Origin of the sequence: Roseateles sp. DB2 (assembly GCF_051857535.1) — a bacterium.
GTDB lineage: Bacteria > Pseudomonadota > Gammaproteobacteria > Burkholderiales > Burkholderiaceae_C > Roseateles_B.
On record NZ_JBPZGY010000006.1, the window covers coordinates 16,143 to 33,212 of the forward strand.

General features: G+C 69.1%; 17 protein-coding genes. 6 read left to right on the forward strand and 11 right to left on the reverse strand.

Features of this window, described 5'->3' with window-relative positions; genetic code table 11:
* Positions 1–2: 2 nt before the first annotated feature.
* From ACS5PK_RS11470 to ACS5PK_RS11485, 4 genes are all read right to left on the reverse strand, one after another.
* On the reverse strand, positions 3–503 hold the full coding sequence (locus ACS5PK_RS11470; RefSeq protein ID WP_439440372.1) for a GNAT family N-acetyltransferase: 501 nt from the start codon (positions 501–503) through the stop codon (positions 3–5).
* Positions 500–1,150 (reverse strand): GNAT family N-acetyltransferase, encoded by a 651-nt coding sequence (locus ACS5PK_RS11475; protein ID WP_439440373.1) that lies wholly within the window; start codon positions 1,148–1,150, stop codon positions 500–502. Before ACS5PK_RS11475 ends, ACS5PK_RS11470 begins: the two co-directional genes overlap by 4 nt.
* 101 nt (positions 1,151–1,251) lie before the next feature.
* Positions 1,252–2,466, reverse strand: a complete 1,215-nt coding sequence (locus ACS5PK_RS11480) for a GGDEF domain-containing protein (protein WP_439440374.1) — start codon at positions 2,464–2,466, stop codon at positions 1,252–1,254.
* Between the two features lie 93 nt (positions 2,467–2,559).
* Positions 2,560–4,080 (reverse strand): AMP nucleosidase, encoded by a 1,521-nt coding sequence (locus ACS5PK_RS11485; protein ID WP_439440375.1) that lies wholly within the window; start codon positions 4,078–4,080, stop codon positions 2,560–2,562.
* 172 nt (positions 4,081–4,252) lie between these two features.
* On the opposite strand from ACS5PK_RS11485, the gene ACS5PK_RS11490 reads away from it, so the two are divergent.
* Together ACS5PK_RS11490 and ACS5PK_RS11495 are read left to right on the forward strand one after the other, a co-directional pair.
* Positions 4,253–4,456: a hypothetical protein gene (locus tag ACS5PK_RS11490; protein WP_439440376.1), complete on the forward strand. Its 204-nt coding sequence runs from the start codon at positions 4,253–4,255 to the stop codon at positions 4,454–4,456.
* Complete coding sequence (locus ACS5PK_RS11495; protein ID WP_439440377.1) at positions 4,437–5,132, forward strand: hypothetical protein; 696 nt, start codon at positions 4,437–4,439, stop codon at positions 5,130–5,132. Before ACS5PK_RS11490 ends, ACS5PK_RS11495 begins: the two co-directional genes overlap by 20 nt.
* On the opposite strand, the gene ACS5PK_RS11500 is transcribed toward ACS5PK_RS11495, so the two are convergent.
* Together ACS5PK_RS11500 and ACS5PK_RS11505 are read right to left on the reverse strand one after the other, a co-directional pair.
* The gene (locus ACS5PK_RS11500; RefSeq protein ID WP_439440378.1) at positions 5,095–5,694 is read right to left on the reverse strand and encodes a phage tail protein; all 600 of its coding nucleotides are present in this window, start codon (positions 5,692–5,694) and stop codon (positions 5,095–5,097) included. The two genes, ACS5PK_RS11495 and ACS5PK_RS11500, sit on opposite strands and share 38 nt — an antisense overlap.
* Before the next feature lie 75 nt (positions 5,695–5,769).
* Entirely contained in the window at positions 5,770–6,459 is a 690-nt protein-coding gene (locus ACS5PK_RS11505; RefSeq protein ID WP_439440379.1) for a PEP-CTERM sorting domain-containing protein, read from the reverse strand.
* Between the two features lie 207 nt (positions 6,460–6,666).
* On the opposite strand from ACS5PK_RS11505, the gene ACS5PK_RS11510 reads away from it, so the two are divergent.
* On the forward strand, positions 6,667–7,785 hold the full coding sequence (locus ACS5PK_RS11510; protein ID WP_439440380.1) for a lactonase family protein: 1,119 nt from the start codon (positions 6,667–6,669) through the stop codon (positions 7,783–7,785).
* 9 nt (positions 7,786–7,794) lie between these two features.
* Here ACS5PK_RS11510 and ACS5PK_RS11515 read toward each other — a convergent pair whose 3' ends face one another.
* Positions 7,795–8,322 carry a CreA family protein gene (locus ACS5PK_RS11515; protein WP_439440381.1) on the reverse strand — a complete coding sequence of 176 codons (528 nt, stop codon included), beginning with the start codon at positions 8,320–8,322 and terminating at the stop codon, positions 7,795–7,797.
* Between the two features lie 70 nt (positions 8,323–8,392).
* Entirely contained in the window at positions 8,393–10,303 is a 1,911-nt protein-coding gene (locus tag ACS5PK_RS11520) for a M61 family metallopeptidase (RefSeq protein WP_439440382.1), read from the reverse strand.
* Between the two features lie 154 nt (positions 10,304–10,457).
* Between ACS5PK_RS11520 and ACS5PK_RS11525 the strand changes: the two genes are divergently transcribed.
* Complete coding sequence (locus ACS5PK_RS11525) at positions 10,458–11,552, forward strand: calcium:proton antiporter (protein ID WP_439440383.1); 1,095 nt, start codon at positions 10,458–10,460, stop codon at positions 11,550–11,552.
* A gap of 10 nt (positions 11,553–11,562) precedes the next feature.
* Here the strand turns inward: ACS5PK_RS11525 and ACS5PK_RS11530 are convergent, their stop codons facing one another.
* From ACS5PK_RS11530 to ACS5PK_RS11540, 3 genes are read right to left on the reverse strand one after another with little or no spacing between them, the layout of a single operon-like run.
* Positions 11,563–12,159, reverse strand: a complete 597-nt coding sequence (locus ACS5PK_RS11530; RefSeq protein WP_439440384.1) for a YdeI/OmpD-associated family protein — start codon at positions 12,157–12,159, stop codon at positions 11,563–11,565.
* Between the two features lie 9 nt (positions 12,160–12,168).
* Complete coding sequence (locus ACS5PK_RS11535; RefSeq protein WP_439440385.1) at positions 12,169–12,552, reverse strand: rhodanese-like domain-containing protein; 384 nt, start codon at positions 12,550–12,552, stop codon at positions 12,169–12,171.
* A 23-nt stretch (positions 12,553–12,575) separates the two neighbouring features.
* Positions 12,576–12,968, reverse strand: a complete 393-nt coding sequence (locus ACS5PK_RS11540) for a rhodanese-like domain-containing protein (protein WP_439440386.1) — start codon at positions 12,966–12,968, stop codon at positions 12,576–12,578.
* Positions 12,969–13,380: 412 nt separating this feature from the next.
* Between ACS5PK_RS11540 and ACS5PK_RS11545 the strand changes: the two genes are divergently transcribed.
* Both ACS5PK_RS11545 and ACS5PK_RS11550 read left to right on the forward strand, forming a co-directional pair.
* Positions 13,381–16,887 carry an EAL domain-containing protein gene (locus tag ACS5PK_RS11545; protein WP_439440387.1) on the forward strand — a complete coding sequence of 1,169 codons (3,507 nt, stop codon included), beginning with the start codon at positions 13,381–13,383 and terminating at the stop codon, positions 16,885–16,887.
* On the forward strand, positions 16,884–17,069 hold the full coding sequence (locus tag ACS5PK_RS11550; protein ID WP_439440388.1) for a hypothetical protein: 186 nt from the start codon (positions 16,884–16,886) through the stop codon (positions 17,067–17,069). The genes ACS5PK_RS11545 and ACS5PK_RS11550 overlap by 4 nt, the downstream gene beginning before the upstream one ends.
* Position 17,070 lies beyond the last annotated feature (1 nt).

A 17,070-nucleotide genomic window follows, 5' to 3' on the forward strand; every position in this document is an offset into this window, starting at 1 on the left:
GCTCACAGAGTCAGGCCCAGGCACACGGCGTCCTGCCGGCCTGCATAGCCGCCATAGCCGGGAATCTCGGCAAAACCCTGTCGCTGGTAGAAGGCGAGGGCGCGGGTGTTGATGCGACGGGTCTCCAGCCAGACGCGCAGATAGCCCTGGCGGCGGGCCTCTTTCAGCAGGGCCGCCAAGAGGGCTGAGCCCACGCCTTGGTGACCCGGGCGGGCATACATGCGCTTGATTTCGGCCGTCCCGGGCGGTCCTTCCGGCAGGGGGCGCAGCGCGGCACATCCCTGGGCGCGCCCCAGGGCGTCCCTTGCCACCACGAAGGCGCAGCCCGGGTCCTGGCTCCGCGAGGGATCGTAGCGGGCAGCGCCGCTGTCGCCACTGATGGCGGCCAGCACCTCGTTCAGCTCCCGCATCAGGGTGCCGGCCTCGGCGCTGCAGGCATCCAGCGGCGCCACATGCCAGCGCGGCAGGCCTGGCGCCCTGAGCTCCGGGACGAGCAGCTTCACAGGGTCTTGTAGAGCAGGGCTGCCGAATGCAGACGGCCTTCGGCGCAGACGCTGTGCTCCGGGATGGTGCCCGCACGCTGCCAGCCCAGGTGGGTGTAGACGGCCTCCGCCTGGGAGTCTGCCGGCGCTTCCAGCACCAGCAGACGGCGGCCTTGACGCACTGCCGTGCACTCCAGCGTGGCCATCAACTGGCTGGCAATGCCCCGACCGCGCTCCTGGCTGTGCACCATGAGACGCTGGACCTCCCCGCGATGGTGCGCATTGGACGGTTGGGGCAGGGTCAGTTGCACTGCGCCCTGCAGCGGGCCGTGGCCGTCGCCTTCGCAGGCGATCCAGAGGTGGTGGTGGCTGCCCAGGCGCGCGTAGACGCTGTGCCAGTAGTCCATGGCCTGATAGCGGGACAGCGGTGCCAGGAATCCCAGCGACGCGCCGTGGTGCACGCTATCGATGAGCAAGTCGGCCAGCGCCGGCAGCCATTGCAGGTCCCGGGAGCCCAGCGCCCGCACCTGCACCGTGCCGCGTCGGCGGCCCTGCCCGACGACACGCAGACGCCCTGCTCCGGCGGTCTGCGGCGGGATCGAGGGGGCATGAAGAGGCGTTGCCGGCTGGGTCAGGGTGTAGGCAAAGGGGGCGTCAAAGGCTTGCATGGTGCTGCGCTCCTGAGTTCGGGTCAGCCCGTCGGGTGAACGGGTTTGCCTCAATTCAAGCAAGCAGCGTGCCAGCGCTTGACTGCAGTCCGATGACGGGATCAGCCCGCCTGATCGGCAGGGGTCCAGCCGGGTTCGTCGCACAGTCGGCCGCGACCGCTGCGCTTGGCCTCGTAGAGGGCTGCATCCGCGCGACGCATCATGTCCTCGACACTGCGATCCCCCGGGCGCAGCAGAGCCCAGCCTGCGCTGAAGTCCAGGGGGAAGCCCAGCTCCTTCTGTGCGCGGGCCAGCAGCACGGCTCGCAGGCGCGCGTCCATGGCGCGCGGTCCGAGTTCGTCGCTACGGGCCAGCAGCACGCAGAACTCCTCGCCACCCACGCGGCCGGCCAGATCGCCCACGCGCAGCACCTGCTGCACGCAGCTGGCAAAGAGGGCCAGCGCCCGGTCCCCGCCTTCATGGCCGTGGTCGTCGTTGACCTTCTTGAACAGGTCCAGGTCCAGCATGACCAGGCACAGCGGTTCTCCATGGCGTCGGGCCAGGGAGATCAGCTCATCGGAGCGGCTGCCGAAGGCGCGGCGATTGGCCAGGCCGGTCAGGGCGTCCGTCTGGGCCTGGCGCTGCAGGTGGAGCTCTGTCTCGCCGCGCCAGGCGACCAGGATGGCCAGCACGCTGACCAGCAGCATGACGTGCGCACCGAGGATGATGGCCTGCGTGAGCCCCGCCTCCCAGCCGGCATCGCGTTCGAGGAAATGCAGGCCGGCGCGCAGCAGGGTGACTGCGGCCATGGCTCCGAAGCCCAGCCCGAGCAAGGTGCGCCATGCCCGATCCTTGTGCTCGACCGGCGTGGCATGCCTGCTTTCCATGCCCTTTTGTTCGGCCTCGCGAGGCCAGGAGCAGGCCAGGGCCAGGGCCAGCATCTGCAGGGCCAGGCCGAGGCCGGACCAGGCGACTGCGAAGTGGTCGGCGCCGCTGCCGTCTTGCAGGGAGGCCAGGGCCAGCACCAGGGGCGCACCCATCATGGCCCGGCGCCCGGGACGCCGGCCCAGCCAGTCGCGCAGGGCCAGCCACAGGGCGCTGAGACTGGCGCTGAGCGCCAGCATGGCGACGAAACCGCCCAGACCGTCGCTGACCGGCGCTCCGGAAGCCTGGCGCAGCCACAGCGCCATCCAGCCTATGCACTGCAGTGCGATATAGCCTTGCGCGAAGCGGGCCGCGCGGCTGACGGGCGCGCCCATCAGCAGAGGCAGCATCACCATGAGGCTCAGCAGCTCCAGCAGGAGCAGGCTCAGCAGCGTGGGGGTGTCCAGGAGCATGGCGTCGTGTCTTGCCTGGGGGCGTTGCGTCCCCCATTGTGGGGCTGCCCGTGCGCAAATGTCACGCCGTGGTGCGCGCCGCCGTGTCGCAAATCATTGGAAGGCCACTTCGGCAAAGCTGCGCAGCTTGCGGCTGTGCAGCTTGCCGGCCGGGCTGGCGCGCAGCAGCTCGATGGCTCGCAGGCCGATGCGCAGGTGCTGGTCCACCCGCTCGCGGTAGAACTGGTTGGCCATGCCGGGCAGCTTGATCTCGCCGTGCAGGGGCTTGTCCGAGACGCACAGCAAGGTGCCGTAGGGCACACGGAAGCGGAAGCCGTTGGCGGCGATGGTGGCGCTTTCCATGTCCAGCGCAATGGCCCGGCTCTGGCTGAAGCGTCGCTCCGGTCCGCCCTGGTGCGCGCTGGGTAGCAGCTCCCAGTTGCGGTTGTCGGTCGAGGCCACCGTTCCGGTGCGCAGGATGCGCTTGAGCTCGAAGCCCGAGAGCTGTGTGACCTCGGCCACGGCTTTCTCCAGCGCCACCTGCACTTCGGCCAGGGGCGGGATGGGGACCCACAGCGGCAGCTCCTCGTCCAGAACGTGGTCCTCGCGCACATAGCCGTGGGCCAGGACGTAGTCGCCCAGCTGCTGGCTGTTGCGCAGGCCGGCGCAGTGGCCCAGCATCAGCCAGCAATGCGGGCGCAGCACGGCGATGTGGTCGCTCATGGTCTTGGCATTGGCGGGCCCGACGCCGATGTTGACCATGGTGATGCCGCTGGCATCGCGCCGCAGCAGGTGGTAGGCCGGCATCTGTGGCAGGCGCGGCGGCGTCAGGCCGGGCGCCATGCCGGCGAAGTCCGCCTCACAGCCGGCGCGGGCTGTCCATACATTGCCGGGCTCGACGAAGCCGATGCAGTCGTCCAGCTCGTGCGGCGCGGCCGGATCGGGGGGCGACTGCATCAGCTCGCGGCCCAGGCGGATGAACTCATCGATGTAGAACTGGTAATTCGTGAAGAGCACGAAGTTCTGGAAGTGCTCGGGCGAGCAGCCGGTGTAGTGGCGCAGGCGGTGCAGGGAGTAGTCCACGCGCGGCGCGGTGAACAGGGCGAGCGGTTCGGGCTCGCCCGGTGCTGGCTCATGCGTGCCGTTGGCGATGCCGTCATCCATGGCCGCCAGATCGGGCAGGTCGAAGCACTCGCGCAGCAGCAGCCGGCGGTCCGGCGGCAGATCGCCCTCCAGGTGCTCGTGCTCGCTGAGCGCGAAGTGCAGGGGGATGGGCGCGGTGCTGCTGCCGATCTCCAGTTCGGCGCCGTGGTTCTTCAGCAGCAGCTCGAACTGCTCGCGGTAGTAGCGGCTGAAAAGCTCGGGCCGGGTGAGTGTGGTCTCGTAGAGGCCGGGGCCGGCCACGAAGCCGTAGGCCAGCCGCGAGTCCCCACGGGTGAGCCGCTCGCTGCGCAGTCGCACGAAGGGATAGCAGGCGCGCACGCGCCCCACATCCTCGCCACGGAGGAAGCGTTGCAGGGCATCGCGCAGGTGGCTCACGCCTTGCGCATAGATCAGCTGTGCCTGCTGCCAGGCCGCCTCGGCCTGCTGGAAGCGCTGGGGGGCGACAAAGGGGGCGGTGTTGGCAATCTTCATGAGGGCTCCTGAAGGCATTGTGGCCCGGAAGCCATGGCCTTGCGACGAGGTGGCAGCGCTGCTTTTCGCCGTGATGCCTGCGATTGATCTGATGGTTGCGTCGTGTTTCCAAGGGTTGCTCTGCTCTGTTTGATGTCGTTTTGTTTCAATGCCATACCAGAAGGTCGCGGCCATGACCGCGCCAGCAACTGAGCGAGACACCATGAATGCGATCGAGCGGTCACGCGGCCGTGGCTGGCTGCGGGCCGGCCTGCTGCCACTCACCCTGGCCCTGGTGGGCGGCAGCACGGACAGCCCCACCACACTCGCGGTGCACTACAAGCGGCTCGATGGCGTCACCAGTGGCGCTCGTCCGCGTGAACCACAAGCGCTATGACGCCAACTACGCGGCCTGGGGCCTGCACCTGTGGGACGGCAGCGGCCTTGACGTGTCGCGCCTGGCTGGCCTGAACCTGGGCAACTGGGGCGCGCCCGTGCCCCTGGCCCAGATGCCGGGCTACAGCGCCGGCAGGAGCGAGGGCGTGTTCGAACTCCCCGTGCTCAATCCGCAGGGCGATGCCTCGCGCAAGTCGGTGGAGTTCATCATCCACGGCCTGCCGCCGCGAGAGGGCGACGAGGACGGCCGCGACCGGAACATCCGCGTGGCCGATGCCGCCCTGAGCGTCGGCCAGCAGGAGGCGCTGATCGTGGGTCAGCTGGACGGCCGCGGCCTGGCGGGCGCAGGCTTCCAGGAGCTGGTCTACATCTTCAATACCGACAAGCAGGCGCGCAGCCTCAGCATCCCGGCGCTGCAGGGCAAGGGCTACCGCCTGCACCCGGTGCACCTGGCCGGCGGGGCGGCGGGGCGGCGGACGCGCGCATCGCGGCCGAGGCCCGCTACGAGGGCAGCACCGGTCAGTTCAGCGTGCCGGCGCGCTCGGCGGTGGTCTGGGTGCTGGGCCCCTGAGCAGGGGCGACTGCGCCATGAAGAAGGCCAGCCCGCGGGCTGGCCTTTGTGCTGCCGGGCCCGCTCGCTCAGGGGCGCGAGGGGAAGATGCCTTCGGTGGCGATGAAACAGTTCATCGTGACGAAGGGCTGCATGTTGTTGAAAGGCTGGCCGCCGCCGGCCACGCTGCTTTGCGTGGGGGCCATGGTGTTGCCCGGGGTGGCATTGGCGTACAGCGTGGTGCGGGCCTTGGTGGCAGGGGCCTTGCCGGTGGGGGAGATGCTGTTGGCGTCATCGCTGCTGGCGGCAGGGGCCACGGTGTGGCTGTGCGGGGGCATCTGCGCGGCGCTGAGGGTCTGGTTCTCGGTGCCGCCCTGCTCGCCCAGGTTGCGGTAGGTCAGGCCCGGGCCCATGCCGGTGTGGATCATCACGCGGCCGCGCATGTCGGGCAGGCCGAAGGTAACGCGGCCATCGCCACCGTAGGTCGTGCCCAGCAGGGAGAACAGCGCCGTGTTGGTGGCGATGGGCAGCAGCTGGCCATTCATCGCTGCCCAGCCGCGCGGCGCGAAGTTGAAGCCGGCGCACATGACCTGGCCGATGAAGGGCTCGGCCTGGGCCTGGGCTTGCTGGGCCAGGCCCAGGGTGGCGACGAGGCCCAGCAGGGCGCTGCGGATGCGGAGGGTGTTCATGTGTCTTGCTCCTTGGATTTGGTGTGAAAGCCTGGAAAGGCTTGAATGGGGTCAGGTCTTGCCGGGACGCTGGCTTTAGCGCCGGGCGGCCTTGCGGCGGCTGGCAACGCCCGCGGCGCAAGCGGCCAGCAGGGCCAGGGACAGGGCCTGGGGTTCGGGCACGTCGCTGGCCTTGCCGGCGGGCGTGAAGCGCAGGTCGTCCACGTCGAAGACGAAGAAGAAGTCGCCCTTGCTCTTCAGCGTGATGCTGTTGAAGGCGTCGCCCGCGTCGCCGGCCACGAAGCCCATGAAGTAGGCGTAGCTGCCAAAGCCGTCCGTCATCGCGCCGCTTTGCGGACCGTTGCTGAGCACTGTGCTGCCGATCGACAGGGTCAGGTCGCCCTCGATCACGTCACCGCCCGCCACCACGTAGAGGCCGAAGGCGCGCAGGGCGCTGCTGAAGGTGAAGGTCATGGTGTCGCCGGAGCTGAACTGGTCCAGGTTGCCGGCATCGTCCACACCCAGGAAATGCGTGCCCGAGGGGTTCCACAGGCCGGCCTGGTTGCGCACGCTGGGCGCCAGTCCCACGGCGGTGCTGCCGCTGACGCTGAAGCCGCCAGGCGGCGCGGCTTCAAAATCGACCAGGGTCTGGCTGCCCAGACCCGCGCTGGCGGCGTTGAAGCTGACCAGGCTGGTGCTGCCGACCAGCGCTGCGTTTGCGGCACCGGCCAGGCCCAGCAGCAACGCGGGCAGGATGGCCCAGCTGCGCAATGCCTTGTGTTTCATGGGATCACTCCTTGCTTGAGCAGGCCTCGCACGTCACGGGACTGCATCAGCCGGGCTTGTACGCCTGTCGAGCGGAACTGGGCGATCGGTCCCCCAAGTTCTAGGGGCACTGGGTTGCGGGTTCGGTTCACAATGGATCAGTCCAATCCCGTACCAGTTGAGGGGCTGTGCCGCTGCTGCGGCCGGCCTGATGCGAGAGCGTCCCCCATGTCTTCATCCCGCCTTCCACGGACGGTGCTGGCCCATGTGGGCAGTGCCGATGCCGAGAACGCCATGCTCTGGCGCTTTCGCCAGCACGAGGCCTCCGGCGCCCTGCAGCCTGAGCCGGCCACCCCGGCACTGCCCAGGGCCAGTTGGCTGCTGGCGGATGCTGCGAGCGGCCTGCTCTATGCCGTCCACGAGCTGCGCGATTTCGCCGGCCGCGCCCAAGGTGCGCTGGCCGTGTACCGCCCTGGCGTGGAACGCACCCTGTGCCTGCACCAGCAAGGCAGCGGTGCGGACAGCCCCGTGCATCTGACGTTGCTGGATCGAACCCTGCTGCTGGCGCACTACGAGGGCGCCGCCCTGAGCCTGTGGGGCCTGGACGAGGTCGGCCTGCCCGCAGGGCCGTGCAGCGTCTGGCCCAGCGATCCCCAGGGGCGCTGGCAGCCCGGCCCGCGACAGCCGCTGAATGCGCCGCCCGGCAGCCTGGCCTGCAGCGGCCACGAAGCCTCGCACCTGCACATGGTGCGGGCCAGCCCCGATGGCCGCCACGTGCTGGCCACCGATCTGGGCCTGGATCGCCTGCAGGTCTGGCGGCGCAAGGAGCATCTCCAGTTGCAGCCGCTGGAGGGCCTGGCCCTGACGCCAGGCTCGGGGCCGCGGCATTTCCTCTTCGCGCCGGGCCGGGCGGACCGCCTGCATGTGCTGTGCGAGGAGTCCTCGACCCTGGCCACCCTGCATTTCGACCCGGACACCGGCCGGCTGCGCCTGCTGGATGAGATCAGCGTGCTACCCGCCGGATTCGCCGGCACCAGCTATGCCTCCGACCTGCTGCTGGCGCCCGATGGCTGCCATCTCTACGCACTCAACCGCCTGTTCGATGCGGTGAGCCTCATCGCCCTCGATCCTGCCGGCATGCCCCGCGTGCTCGATCACGTCTGGACCCGCGGTTCCTACCCGCGCAGCGCCACGCTGGACCCGGCGGGGCGCTTCCTCTACGTCTGCAATGAACACAGCGACCAACTGGCCGTGCTGCGGATCGAGCCCGGCATGGGCTTGAGTCCGACCGGACTGCATGTGCCCGTGCCGCGCCCCGTCAGCGTGCACCTGGGTTGTTGGACCTGAGCGGGCGGCTCACTTGACGGGGATGGGCGTGCCCCGGTCCACCGGCACCGCGGTCACGCTGTTCTGGGGCGAGCCCTCGATGAGGCGGTCCGAGTAGGTCAGGTAGACCAGGGTGTTGCGCTTGGTGTCGACCATGCGCACGATGCGCAGGCGCTTGAAGACCAGGGAAATGCGCTCATGGAACACCTCTTCCTGCTGCGGCAGGGGCTTGGCGAAGCGGATGGGCCCGGTCTGGCGGCAGGCAATGGAGGCCTCGCTCTTGTCCTCGGCCAGGCCCAGCGCGCCCTTGATGCCGCCGGTCTTGGCGCGGGAGACGTAGCAGGTCACGCCTTCGACGCGCGGGTCGTCATGGGCGTCAACCACGATCTTGTGGTCCGGGCCAATCAGCTTGAACACGGTGTCGACCTCGCCGATGGCGTCCGGCCGGGCCATGCTGGCACTGGTGCAGAGCAGGCCCAGGGCCAGGCCGGCGCTCACCAGCAGGGGGCGCGCCCGAGGGCGTGCCAGAACTCGGGGCAGGGCGAACGGCGCAGGCATGAAGGGCTCCTTCTCCGGGAATCATGAGGGTCCCGCATTATTGGCGCCCCGCCAGCCCCGCAGGCAAAGGTCACCGGGCCTGCAGGATGGCCGCGTCCAGACGCTCGGTGCTGCCGGTGCTGCGGACCAGGCGCGGGTAGCGCAGGCCCTGGCGATAGTCGATGCGCAGGTGGCGGTACTGCTCACCCTCCCGCACCAGCAGGTCCAGCGGGACCTGCCCGCTCTTGTTGGCCGTGATGGCGGCGGCCAGGCGTTCACCCTTGTAGGCCACGCCATTGACAGCGACCAGCGTCAGCGCCCGGCTCATGCCCTCGCGAAAGGCCGGGCTGTCCCACAGCACGCGCTCGACCTTGCCGTCGCGCTTGAGCACCAGGCCCAGGGAATAGCTGAAGTCGTCGGTACGCCACTCGCCGTCCTCGGCCTGGTGGCGCTGGAACTCGCTGGGCTGTTCGGCCCAGTCCAGGCGCCAGCCGGCGCGCGCCAGGCCGTCCAGTGGCGCGCCAGGACCGTGGCTGTCCAGGCGCTCGCGCAGAAAGCGGGTCCAGTCATGGGTCAGGACCTCGTTGAGCGCTGCCACGATGTCCCCGAAGCGATAGCCCAGCGGGCGTATGCGGCCGTCCTGCATGCCGAAGAAATGGCGGGCGAAATCGTCCAGGCTGCGCTGGCCGCCGCTTTTCTCGCGGATCAGGGTGTCGGCATCCAGCCAGATGAGCACGGACTCGGCGTAATAGTCCGCGCCTCGCTGCCAGTTGCTCCAGTCCGACTCGCTGCGCGAGCGGGCCATGGCGCCCTCGTTGGTGGTGTCCTGCAGATTGCGCCAGACGCGGCCTGCGCGGTGGCTGAGCATGGCCACGGTCTCGGCCAGGGTGTCGCGCATCTGCTCAGGGCTGACCAGGCCGGAGCGTACGGCCAGCACACGGCCCCAGTAGTCGGTCTGGCCTTCGTAGAGCCACAGCAGGCTGTCCTGCATGGGCACGTTGTAGTCGGGCGTCCAGAGGTCGGCCGGGCGGCGGAACTTGCCGTTCCATGAATGGACGTACTCATGGGGCAGCAGGCTGCGGGCGCCCGGTCGCCGGGCCCAGTCCTTGAAATAGCCCGGCCGAACGCCGTTCTCGCTGCTTTGGTGATGTTCCAGACCGATGCCGCCCAGGCGCTCGGAGATGGCCAGCAGGAAGTCGTAGTGCTCGAAGTGCCGCGAGGCAAAGAGCCTGTCCGCCTGCTGCACCAGACGGCGATGGGCCTCGATCTGCGCCTCGCTGGCCTGCAGCTCCTCGGGCGTGTCGGCGACGATGTTCAGCACCACGGGCCGCGCCTGGCCAGGCGGGTCCAGCTCGATGCGACGCAGGTGCCGGCCTGCGAAGAGCGGCGAGTCCATCAGCGTCTCGAGGCTGACGGGGGCGAAGCGCAGGGTCTCGGCATCGCCCGCCTTGCCGTCCTGCACACGCAGGGCGCTGGCCTGCTGCCAGCCGCTGGGCAGGCGCACGTCGGCCTGCACCTGGATGCGATCGACCTGATGGCCGGCCGGGTACAGCACCATGCTGATCCACTGCAGGTTGAGCATCTCGCGCGTCATCACCACCCGTCCGCTGTCGCGGCTCAGGGCGCTGAGGAACTGGTGCTGGATGTCGATGTATCCGGTGCCCTTGGGAATCTCGACATGGAAGGCGCTGGGGTCGATGGTGTCGCGCACCCAAGGCAAGAGCTGACCCTCCGTCCGGATCTGCAGCCCGGCGACGCGGTCCGGCTCGCCGTAAGGGCCATGGGCGCCGGGCAGGTAGCGCGGGTGCAGCAGCGTCAGCCGGCCGGGCTGCACCGGCAGGCGCTGGCGCACCAGGAAGACGCGGTGGTCCAGGTCGGTGGCGTCCACGCTGACCTGCATCAGGCCGGGGTAGGGGCGGTCCTGGGCCCTGGGCACCTGCGCGCCCGCGGGCGCCAAGCCCAGCGCCGCGCTGGCCAGTCCGGCCAGCAGCACGGCGCGCATGCCGCCGCGGCTCCCCCATCTCGCTCCAGAACGCATGGCTGTCTCTCCCATGTTGGAGAGCGCACCATAGCGATGTCTGCGGACTTTCGGCAGCAGGAAGTCCCGCAGTGACTTTGGGCATGGGCCTGCACCGAGCCTGTGCTAGGGTCTTGCCATGCGCATCCTGATCTCCCGCCTGCCTGCAGCCCTGCCCCTGTGGTCCCTGATGGCGCCGCTTGCCGCCTTGCTGGCCCTGGCCTGGCCAGGCGCACAGGGCTGGGTGCTGTCGCTTGTCGGGCTGTGTCTGGGCGCGGCAGTGCTGGCGGCCGTGCACCATGCCGAGGTGGTGGCGCATCGCGTGGGGGAGCCCTTCGGCTCCCTCGTGCTCGCGGTGGCCGTCACGGTGATCGAGGTGGCCCTGATCGTGTCGCTCATGCTGGCCGGGGGCGAGGGCGCCAGCTCGCTGGCGCGGGACACGGTGTTCTCGGCCATCATGATCGTCTGCAATGGCGTGCTGGGCCTGTGCATCCTGGTAGGCGGGCTCAAGCACCGCGTGCTGGCCTTCCGCGTGGACGGTACCAGCCCCGCGCTGGCGGTGCTGGCCTCTCTGGCCACGTTGACCCTGGTGCTGCCCAGCTTCACCACGAGTTCCCCGGGGCCGACCTTCGCCCGGCCGCAGCTGATGTTTGCCGGCGTGGTGTCCCTGGTGCTGTATGGCGCCTTCGTCTTTGTGCAGGCCTGGCGGCATCGCGACTACTTCCTGCCCGTGTCGAACGAGGACGGCGACAGCGCCGATCACGCCCAGCTACCCAGCACGGTCGTGGCCTGGATGGCCTTGGGCCTGCTGATGGTCTGTCTTGTGGGCGTGGTGGGCCTGGCAAAGCGCCTGGCGCCACCCATGGAGTCCCTGGTGCAGAGCCTGGGGGCTCCGCCTTCGCTGGTGGGTGTGATGGTGGCCCTGCTGGTGCTGCTGCCCGAGACCCTGGCCGCGGTGCACGCCGCCGCGCGTAACCGCCTGCAGACCAGCCTCAACCTGGCCCTGGGGTCCGGCCTGGCCAGCATCGGGCTGACGATTCCGGCGGTGGCGGTACTCTCGTTGTTCCTGCCGAACCCGCTGGTGCTGGGCCTGCCGCCCACGGGCATCGTGCTGCTGGTGTTGAGCCTGCTGGTCGGGGCACTGACGCTGGGCAGCGGCCGCGCCACGGTGCTGCAGGGCGCCGTGCACCTGGTGCTGTTTGCGGTCTTCCTGTTCCTGGCCGTGGTGCCCTGAGCGGGGGCCTTCAGCAGTTCTCGTACTTCCAGTTCCGGCGCTTGCCCTCGCCCAGCCACTCGACAGCCTGGGCGATGCGCTTCTGGCGCGTGTCCTCCCGCTTGGCCTCGGCGATCCAGTCGATGTACTCGCGGCGATGGCCCGGTGGCAGGCTCTCGAAGAAGGCCTGGGCGGCCGGCTGCGCGTTGAGAGCCTGGGCAAAGGCTGGTGGCAGGTCCGGGACCGGCTTGGGGGCCTGGCGGACCTGGCGCTGCGGCTTGACGCCCTGATCGATCAGTCCCTGCGCCTTCTTCAGCATGGCCGTGAGCTCGGCCTCGGGCGGCAGGTCCGAGCGCTGGGTGAGCTTGCCCAGCTCGCCCATGCCTTCCCGGCGCTCGCGGGTGCCGGTGACTGCCTCGCCTTGCCAGAAGCCGATGCTGGCATGTGCCTTGAAGGCTGCCATGCTGGTGAGGATGCGGCCGCCCCACATGAAATGCGGGAAGCCCCATTTGATGCTCTCTTCAACGCCGGGGCACTGGGCATGGACCAATTCGCGCCAGAAGCGCAGCAGGGGCTGGGCGAAGGGCGCTGACTTCTCGATGTAGGCGTTGACGCGCGGATCCTGCATGGCCTGGGACTACATGCCGCGCAGCAGCGGCTCGTGCAGGCGCCCGGACAATTCCAGCGCGCCGCCGCCATAGTAAGCCCGTGTCCAGCCCAGGTGACGGAGTTCGGCCACGGCCAGTTCGGCGCGGGCGCCGGTGGCGCAGTAGACCAGCAAGGGCGTTTCCATAGGCCAGTGCTGCAAGGCCATCACCGCGGCCAGGCGTGGCAGGGGCATGCTGTGCGCGCCGGGCAGATGGCCAGCCATGAACTCGGCATAGGAGCGTACGTCGATGCGCAGGGCATCAGCGGGCCAATCCATGGGCGGCTCGGTCCTCGCGGGCGAGGGCTCGGGGGGCGTTTCGGCGCCGGTATCCATCATGGGTTCGGGCCAGTGCAGTTGAGAAACCCACAGCATCACGTTGACCTCCTGTCGGGGGATCAGAGACCGGACTCCAGCGCCCGCCCCAGCCGACGCGCCAGCAGCACGGGCGTGCCGGCGTTGCAGGCCGCCTGGTAGCCCAGGCGCTGCAGGAGGCCCAATGCCTGCTCGGCGCGGTGGCCGCTGGCGCAGTACAGGGCAATCGGTTGGTCGGGGTCGGGCGCCAGGTGGACGATGTCATCTGCCAGGCGCGGCAAGGGCAGACTGCGGGCCCCGGCCACATGACCGGCCATGAACTCTGCGTAGGAGCGGACGTCGATCAGCAGCACGGCCTCGGCGTCCAGGGGCGATGGCGAGGGCAGCAGGGCCGGGGGCTCGGGCATGGCCGGCCATTCGGAGGCTGACAGGCCCGCCTGGACCTCTGGCGGCAGCAGCGTGGATGTCCAGAGCATGGGAACCTCCCGGAGGCGGCGGGCATGGGGGATCTGCCCAGGCCCTCTTTTTACGCCGAAGTTCGCTGATTCGCCAGTCGTCCCCACGCGGCTGCAGGGTGGGTGCGGGCGTATCCCTCGCCGCGGACCTCGGGAGGGGCGCATGCAGCAGACTGCACATAACAATTGGCAAGGCGGCTTGACAGTGCGCGGCTCGCGGGCGTCAACTGTGATGGCAGTGTCCGATCCCGATGGGGCGGCCTGCCGGCGGGAAGCTGCTCCCGGTGCTAGCGTGCCGGGAAGCAGGGCCTGCCGAGGGAGGCCCTCGGGCCGAGTGTGCAGGGCAGATGGGGCGCAAAGATCCACTGCCCAAGCGAGATGGCCGCCTTGTCAGCATGCCCTTGTACAGGCGCGGCGTTCGGCTGAGCTGTAGATGGATACGACCAACGCATTCACGTCCGGATGGGGCTCGATACCGGCTGTTAGAGCCCGGGGGCTCATCCGTGGCCTGGGACTCAAGCAGAAGCTGCTGCTGGCGGCCTTGCTGTGCATGGCCGCCATCGGCGTTCCTGTGTGGCAGCAGCTGAAGCTGAGTCAGTCGCTGATCCGGACGATAGACCGGGAGCGCCTGGGCGTGGCTCATGCCAGCGTCATCCAGCAGAGCCACGAAGCCCTGGGGCATCTGATGGCCGGCAGGCCAGGCGCGGAGGCGCCGTGGCAGGCATCGGACGCCAGGCGGCTCCAGGATCGCCTGGACGCACTGCGGACCCGGTTCGCAGCGGAGGGCGCTTCTACCGAGCTGCGCCAGGCCACCGATGTGGCCGGCTTGCTGGTGCGCCGCCTGCAGGCGGCAGCGGCCCAGCCGGCGTCCGCGGAACCGACGAGGCAAGTGAGCGCGCAGCTGAGAGCGCAGTTGCAGCAGTTGATGGAGCAGGTGATCGATGAGTACGAGCTCGTCCTGGATTCCCGGACGGACACCTACTACCTGATGGCCGCCTGCTTCGTCCAGGGGACCGAGATTGCCGGTCGGCTGCAGGAGGCCTCGATCCACGGCGCCTGGGCGGACAATGGCAGCGCCCGGAAGCTCCACCAGATGATGGGCAAGGTGTTCCAGGCAAACGCCGAGTTGGCGCTGACGCTGGCCCCACCCTTGCGAGGACTCGAAGAGCGCCTGGCGCAGCTTCAGGTGCAGCCCTCGGGCGAGAGCATCGGGCAGGCGCAGTCGGCCCTGGTCGCCTGGATGGAAGTCGCTACCTACCAGCTGGACCGGGAGCTGGATCGCCAGCGCAGCGCCCTGCGCAGCGCACAGACAGGGCAGATCCTGCTCCTGGCGCTCTTTCTGGTCGGCCTGGTCCAGCTCGGCAGGCTGATCGTGCTCGACTACCTGGCGCGCACCCATGAGATGCACCGCCGCGCCAGGCTGCTGGGGCATGCCGAGGAGCTCGCGAAGATAGGCTGCGCTGAGACGGACCTGATGAGCGATCAGGTCCGCTGGACCAGCGGCATGTTCCATCTGTTCGGCGAACCGGAACGCACGGACCCTGTCGACCCGGACTGGCTGTACCTGCGGGTGCCGCGCGGTGAGCGGGACAACGTGCAGCGCAACAGTCAGCACGTTGCGCCTCAGCAGCCGTGCGAGTTCGAGCACCGGATCCTGCGCTCGGACGGCAGCTTGCGGACCGTGCTGCACAGGGCGGTCATTGACCTGGACGACAAGGGCTGGCCGCGGCGTGCGCTGACCATCCTCCAGGACGTCACCGAGCGCCGGGACGCCGAGCAGCGCATTGAGTGGCTGGACAAGAGCTGCCCCGTCACCGGTCTCTTCAATCGCAAGGCCTTGCTGGAGCGCCTGCAGCAGCGCCTGGGCCAGCTGCGGGTCGGCGAGGCCGGTCTGGTCCTGATGGTGATGCAGGTGCAGCAGCTGGGCCTGGTGATGGACTCACTGGGCTACGACGGTGGTGACCGGCTGCTGCAGCTGGTGGCGCGCCGCCTGGAGGACGCAGCCGGCAAGACAGCGATCGTGCTGGCGCACTTGGGCCAGGGCGAGTACGCCTGCTTGCGGCCTGTTCCCGCGGGTGTCGATCCGCAGGCTTTGCTGGAAGATTGCCGGGCCCTGCTGCAGGTGCTCAACGAGCCCGTGCAACTGGGGGATGTCGAGTTCTCCCTGAGCTGCTCGCTGGGGTTCAGCCAGGCGCCGCTGGACAGCGATGAGGCCCCCCGCCTGCTGCACCAGGCCCAGGCGGCGCTGGGGCAGGCGCGCGACAGCGACGGCCTGGTCTGCCGCTATGACCCCGCCGCACATGCGCGCTCCTTCCGGCGCCTGGAGACGGAGACGGCCCTGCGCCGGGCCCTGGAGCAGAACGGGCTGCACCTGCACTTCCAGCCTCAGCTGGAGCTGAGGCAGGGGCGCATCGTGGGCGCCGAGGTGCTGGCGCGATGGACGGATCCGGCACGGGGCGACGTGGCGCCGGTGGAGTTCATCGCCGTGGCGGAGGCCTGCGGGCTGATCGTCGAGCTGGGCGAGTGGGTGCTTCGCCAAGCGTGTCTGCAGGCCGTGACGTGGCAGAAGGCGGGCTTGCGGCCGATCCGCCTGGCTGTCAATCTGTCGGCGCGCCAGTTGCAGCTGCCGGACATCGCGTGGCGGGTGCAGAACATCCTGCGCGAGACGGGCATGGACCCGCGTTGGCTCGGCATAGAGATCACCGAGAGCCTCTTCATCGAGGAGAGCCAGCACATCCTGCGTGCATTGCACGCCATCAAGGCGCTGGGCGTGGAGATTTCGCTGGACGACTTCGGCACCGGCTACTCGAACCTAGGCTACCTGCGCCGCCTGCCCGTGGATATCGTCAAGATCGATCGCAGCATCGTCCATGACGTTGAAGCCGCGGAGCACGATGTTTCCATGACTCGGGCCGTCATCAACATGGCGCACAACCTTCAGCTGACGGTGCTTGCCGAAGGGGTGGAGACCGAGGGCCAGCTGGCCATGCTGATGGCCAACAAGTGCGACCAGATGCAGGGCTTCTTCTTCAGCAAGGGCGTGGAGGCCGATGCCTTCGAAGCCATGCTGCGCTCTGAGCAGCAACTGCCCAGGCACCTGTTCGCCACGGAGCGCAGGCGCACGCTGCTGCTGGTGGACGATGAGGAGAACATCGTCGCGGCCTTGCGGCGCCTGCTGCGCCGCGACGGCTACCAGATCCTCACGGCCAACAGCGGCAGCGAAGGGCTGCAGTGCCTGGCCGAGCATGAGGTCGATGTGATCATCTCTGACCAGCGCATGCCCGGCATGACGGGGGTCGAGTTCCTGCGGCGCGCCAAGGAGCTGTACCCGGACACCGTGCGCATGGTGCTCTCCGGCTACACGGAACTGCAGTCCATCACGGATGCGATCAACGAGGGCGCCATCTACAAGTTCCTCACCAAGCCCTGGGATGATGAGCGACTGAGGGCGCATGTGCAGGAGGCTTTCCGGAGCAAGGAGCTGGCGGACGAGAACAAGCGCCTGGACTCGGCCGTGACGGAGGCGAACCAGGAGCTGGCGCAGGTGAACCGTCGACTCCAGCAGCTCCTGCAGTCGCAGCACGAGCGCATCAGCCGGGAGGAGACCAGCCTGCAGGTGATGCGCGAGCTGCTGGAGAGCGTGCCACTGCCCATCATCGGGGCGGACCAGAGCGGCATGATCAGCTATGCCAATGAAGCTTCGGAACATCTGTTCAGGCGGCAGCCGGCGCCCGTCGGTCGCTTCCTGGATGAGGTGCTGCCCGAGGGCTTGCAGACCCTGTGGAGCGGGCCCGACGATGCCAGCGCGATGGTCCACATCGACGGGCATGGCTACAGGGCCGTGTGCCGCTCGCTGTGGGCTCCCGGGGGTGTCCAGGCAATGCAGCGTGGCCGCCTGCTGGTGCTGATGCCGGTTGTGGACGAAAGGGAGTGCATATGAGCCGTCACCCTGACACGGGCGATCTGGCCAGGCCCAAGGGCGCCGAAGACGCCGAAGACGCCAGGCCCGAGAACCAGCGCCGGCTGGACCACCTGTTCCGCCATGCCTTGAAGGACGAGAGGGTCAGCCCCCTGTACTTCCTTCTGCAGCGCTTCAGGAGCCGGCCGGAGGAGGGCGCATAAC

What these genes read in the sequence shown, in the direction of transcription:
- ACS5PK_RS11475 (WP_439440373.1), bottom strand. Translation starts at nt 1,150, where the DNA reads ATGCAAGCCTTTGACGCCCCCTTTGCCTACACCCTGACCCAGCCGGCA.
- ACS5PK_RS11480 (WP_439440374.1), bottom strand. Translation starts at nt 2,466, where the DNA reads ATGCTCCTGGACACCCCCACGCTGCTGAGCCTGCTCCTGCTGGAGCTG.
- ACS5PK_RS11485 (WP_439440375.1), bottom strand. Translation starts at nt 4,080, where the DNA reads ATGAAGATTGCCAACACCGCCCCCTTTGTCGCCCCCCAGCGCTTCCAG.
- ACS5PK_RS11490 (WP_439440376.1), top strand. Translation starts at nt 4,253, where the DNA reads ATGACCGCGCCAGCAACTGAGCGAGACACCATGAATGCGATCGAGCGG.
- ACS5PK_RS11500 (WP_439440378.1), bottom strand. Translation starts at nt 5,694, where the DNA reads ATGAACACCCTCCGCATCCGCAGCGCCCTGCTGGGCCTCGTCGCCACC.
- ACS5PK_RS11505 (WP_439440379.1), bottom strand. Translation starts at nt 6,459, where the DNA reads ATGAAACACAAGGCATTGCGCAGCTGGGCCATCCTGCCCGCGTTGCTG.
- ACS5PK_RS11510 (WP_439440380.1), top strand. Translation starts at nt 6,667, where the DNA reads ATGTCTTCATCCCGCCTTCCACGGACGGTGCTGGCCCATGTGGGCAGT.
- ACS5PK_RS11515 (WP_439440381.1), bottom strand. Translation starts at nt 8,322, where the DNA reads ATGCCTGCGCCGTTCGCCCTGCCCCGAGTTCTGGCACGCCCTCGGGCG.
- ACS5PK_RS11520 (WP_439440382.1), bottom strand. Translation starts at nt 10,303, where the DNA reads ATGCGCGCCGTGCTGCTGGCCGGACTGGCCAGCGCGGCGCTGGGCTTG.
- ACS5PK_RS11525 (WP_439440383.1), top strand. Translation starts at nt 10,458, where the DNA reads ATGCGCATCCTGATCTCCCGCCTGCCTGCAGCCCTGCCCCTGTGGTCC.
- ACS5PK_RS11530 (WP_439440384.1), bottom strand. Translation starts at nt 12,159, where the DNA reads ATGCAGGATCCGCGCGTCAACGCCTACATCGAGAAGTCAGCGCCCTTC.
- ACS5PK_RS11535 (WP_439440385.1), bottom strand. Translation starts at nt 12,552, where the DNA reads ATGCTGTGGGTTTCTCAACTGCACTGGCCCGAACCCATGATGGATACC.
- ACS5PK_RS11540 (WP_439440386.1), bottom strand. Translation starts at nt 12,968, where the DNA reads ATGCTCTGGACATCCACGCTGCTGCCGCCAGAGGTCCAGGCGGGCCTG.
- ACS5PK_RS11545 (WP_439440387.1), top strand. Translation starts at nt 13,381, where the DNA reads ATGGATACGACCAACGCATTCACGTCCGGATGGGGCTCGATACCGGCT.
- ACS5PK_RS11550 (WP_439440388.1), top strand. Translation starts at nt 16,884, where the DNA reads ATGAGCCGTCACCCTGACACGGGCGATCTGGCCAGGCCCAAGGGCGCC.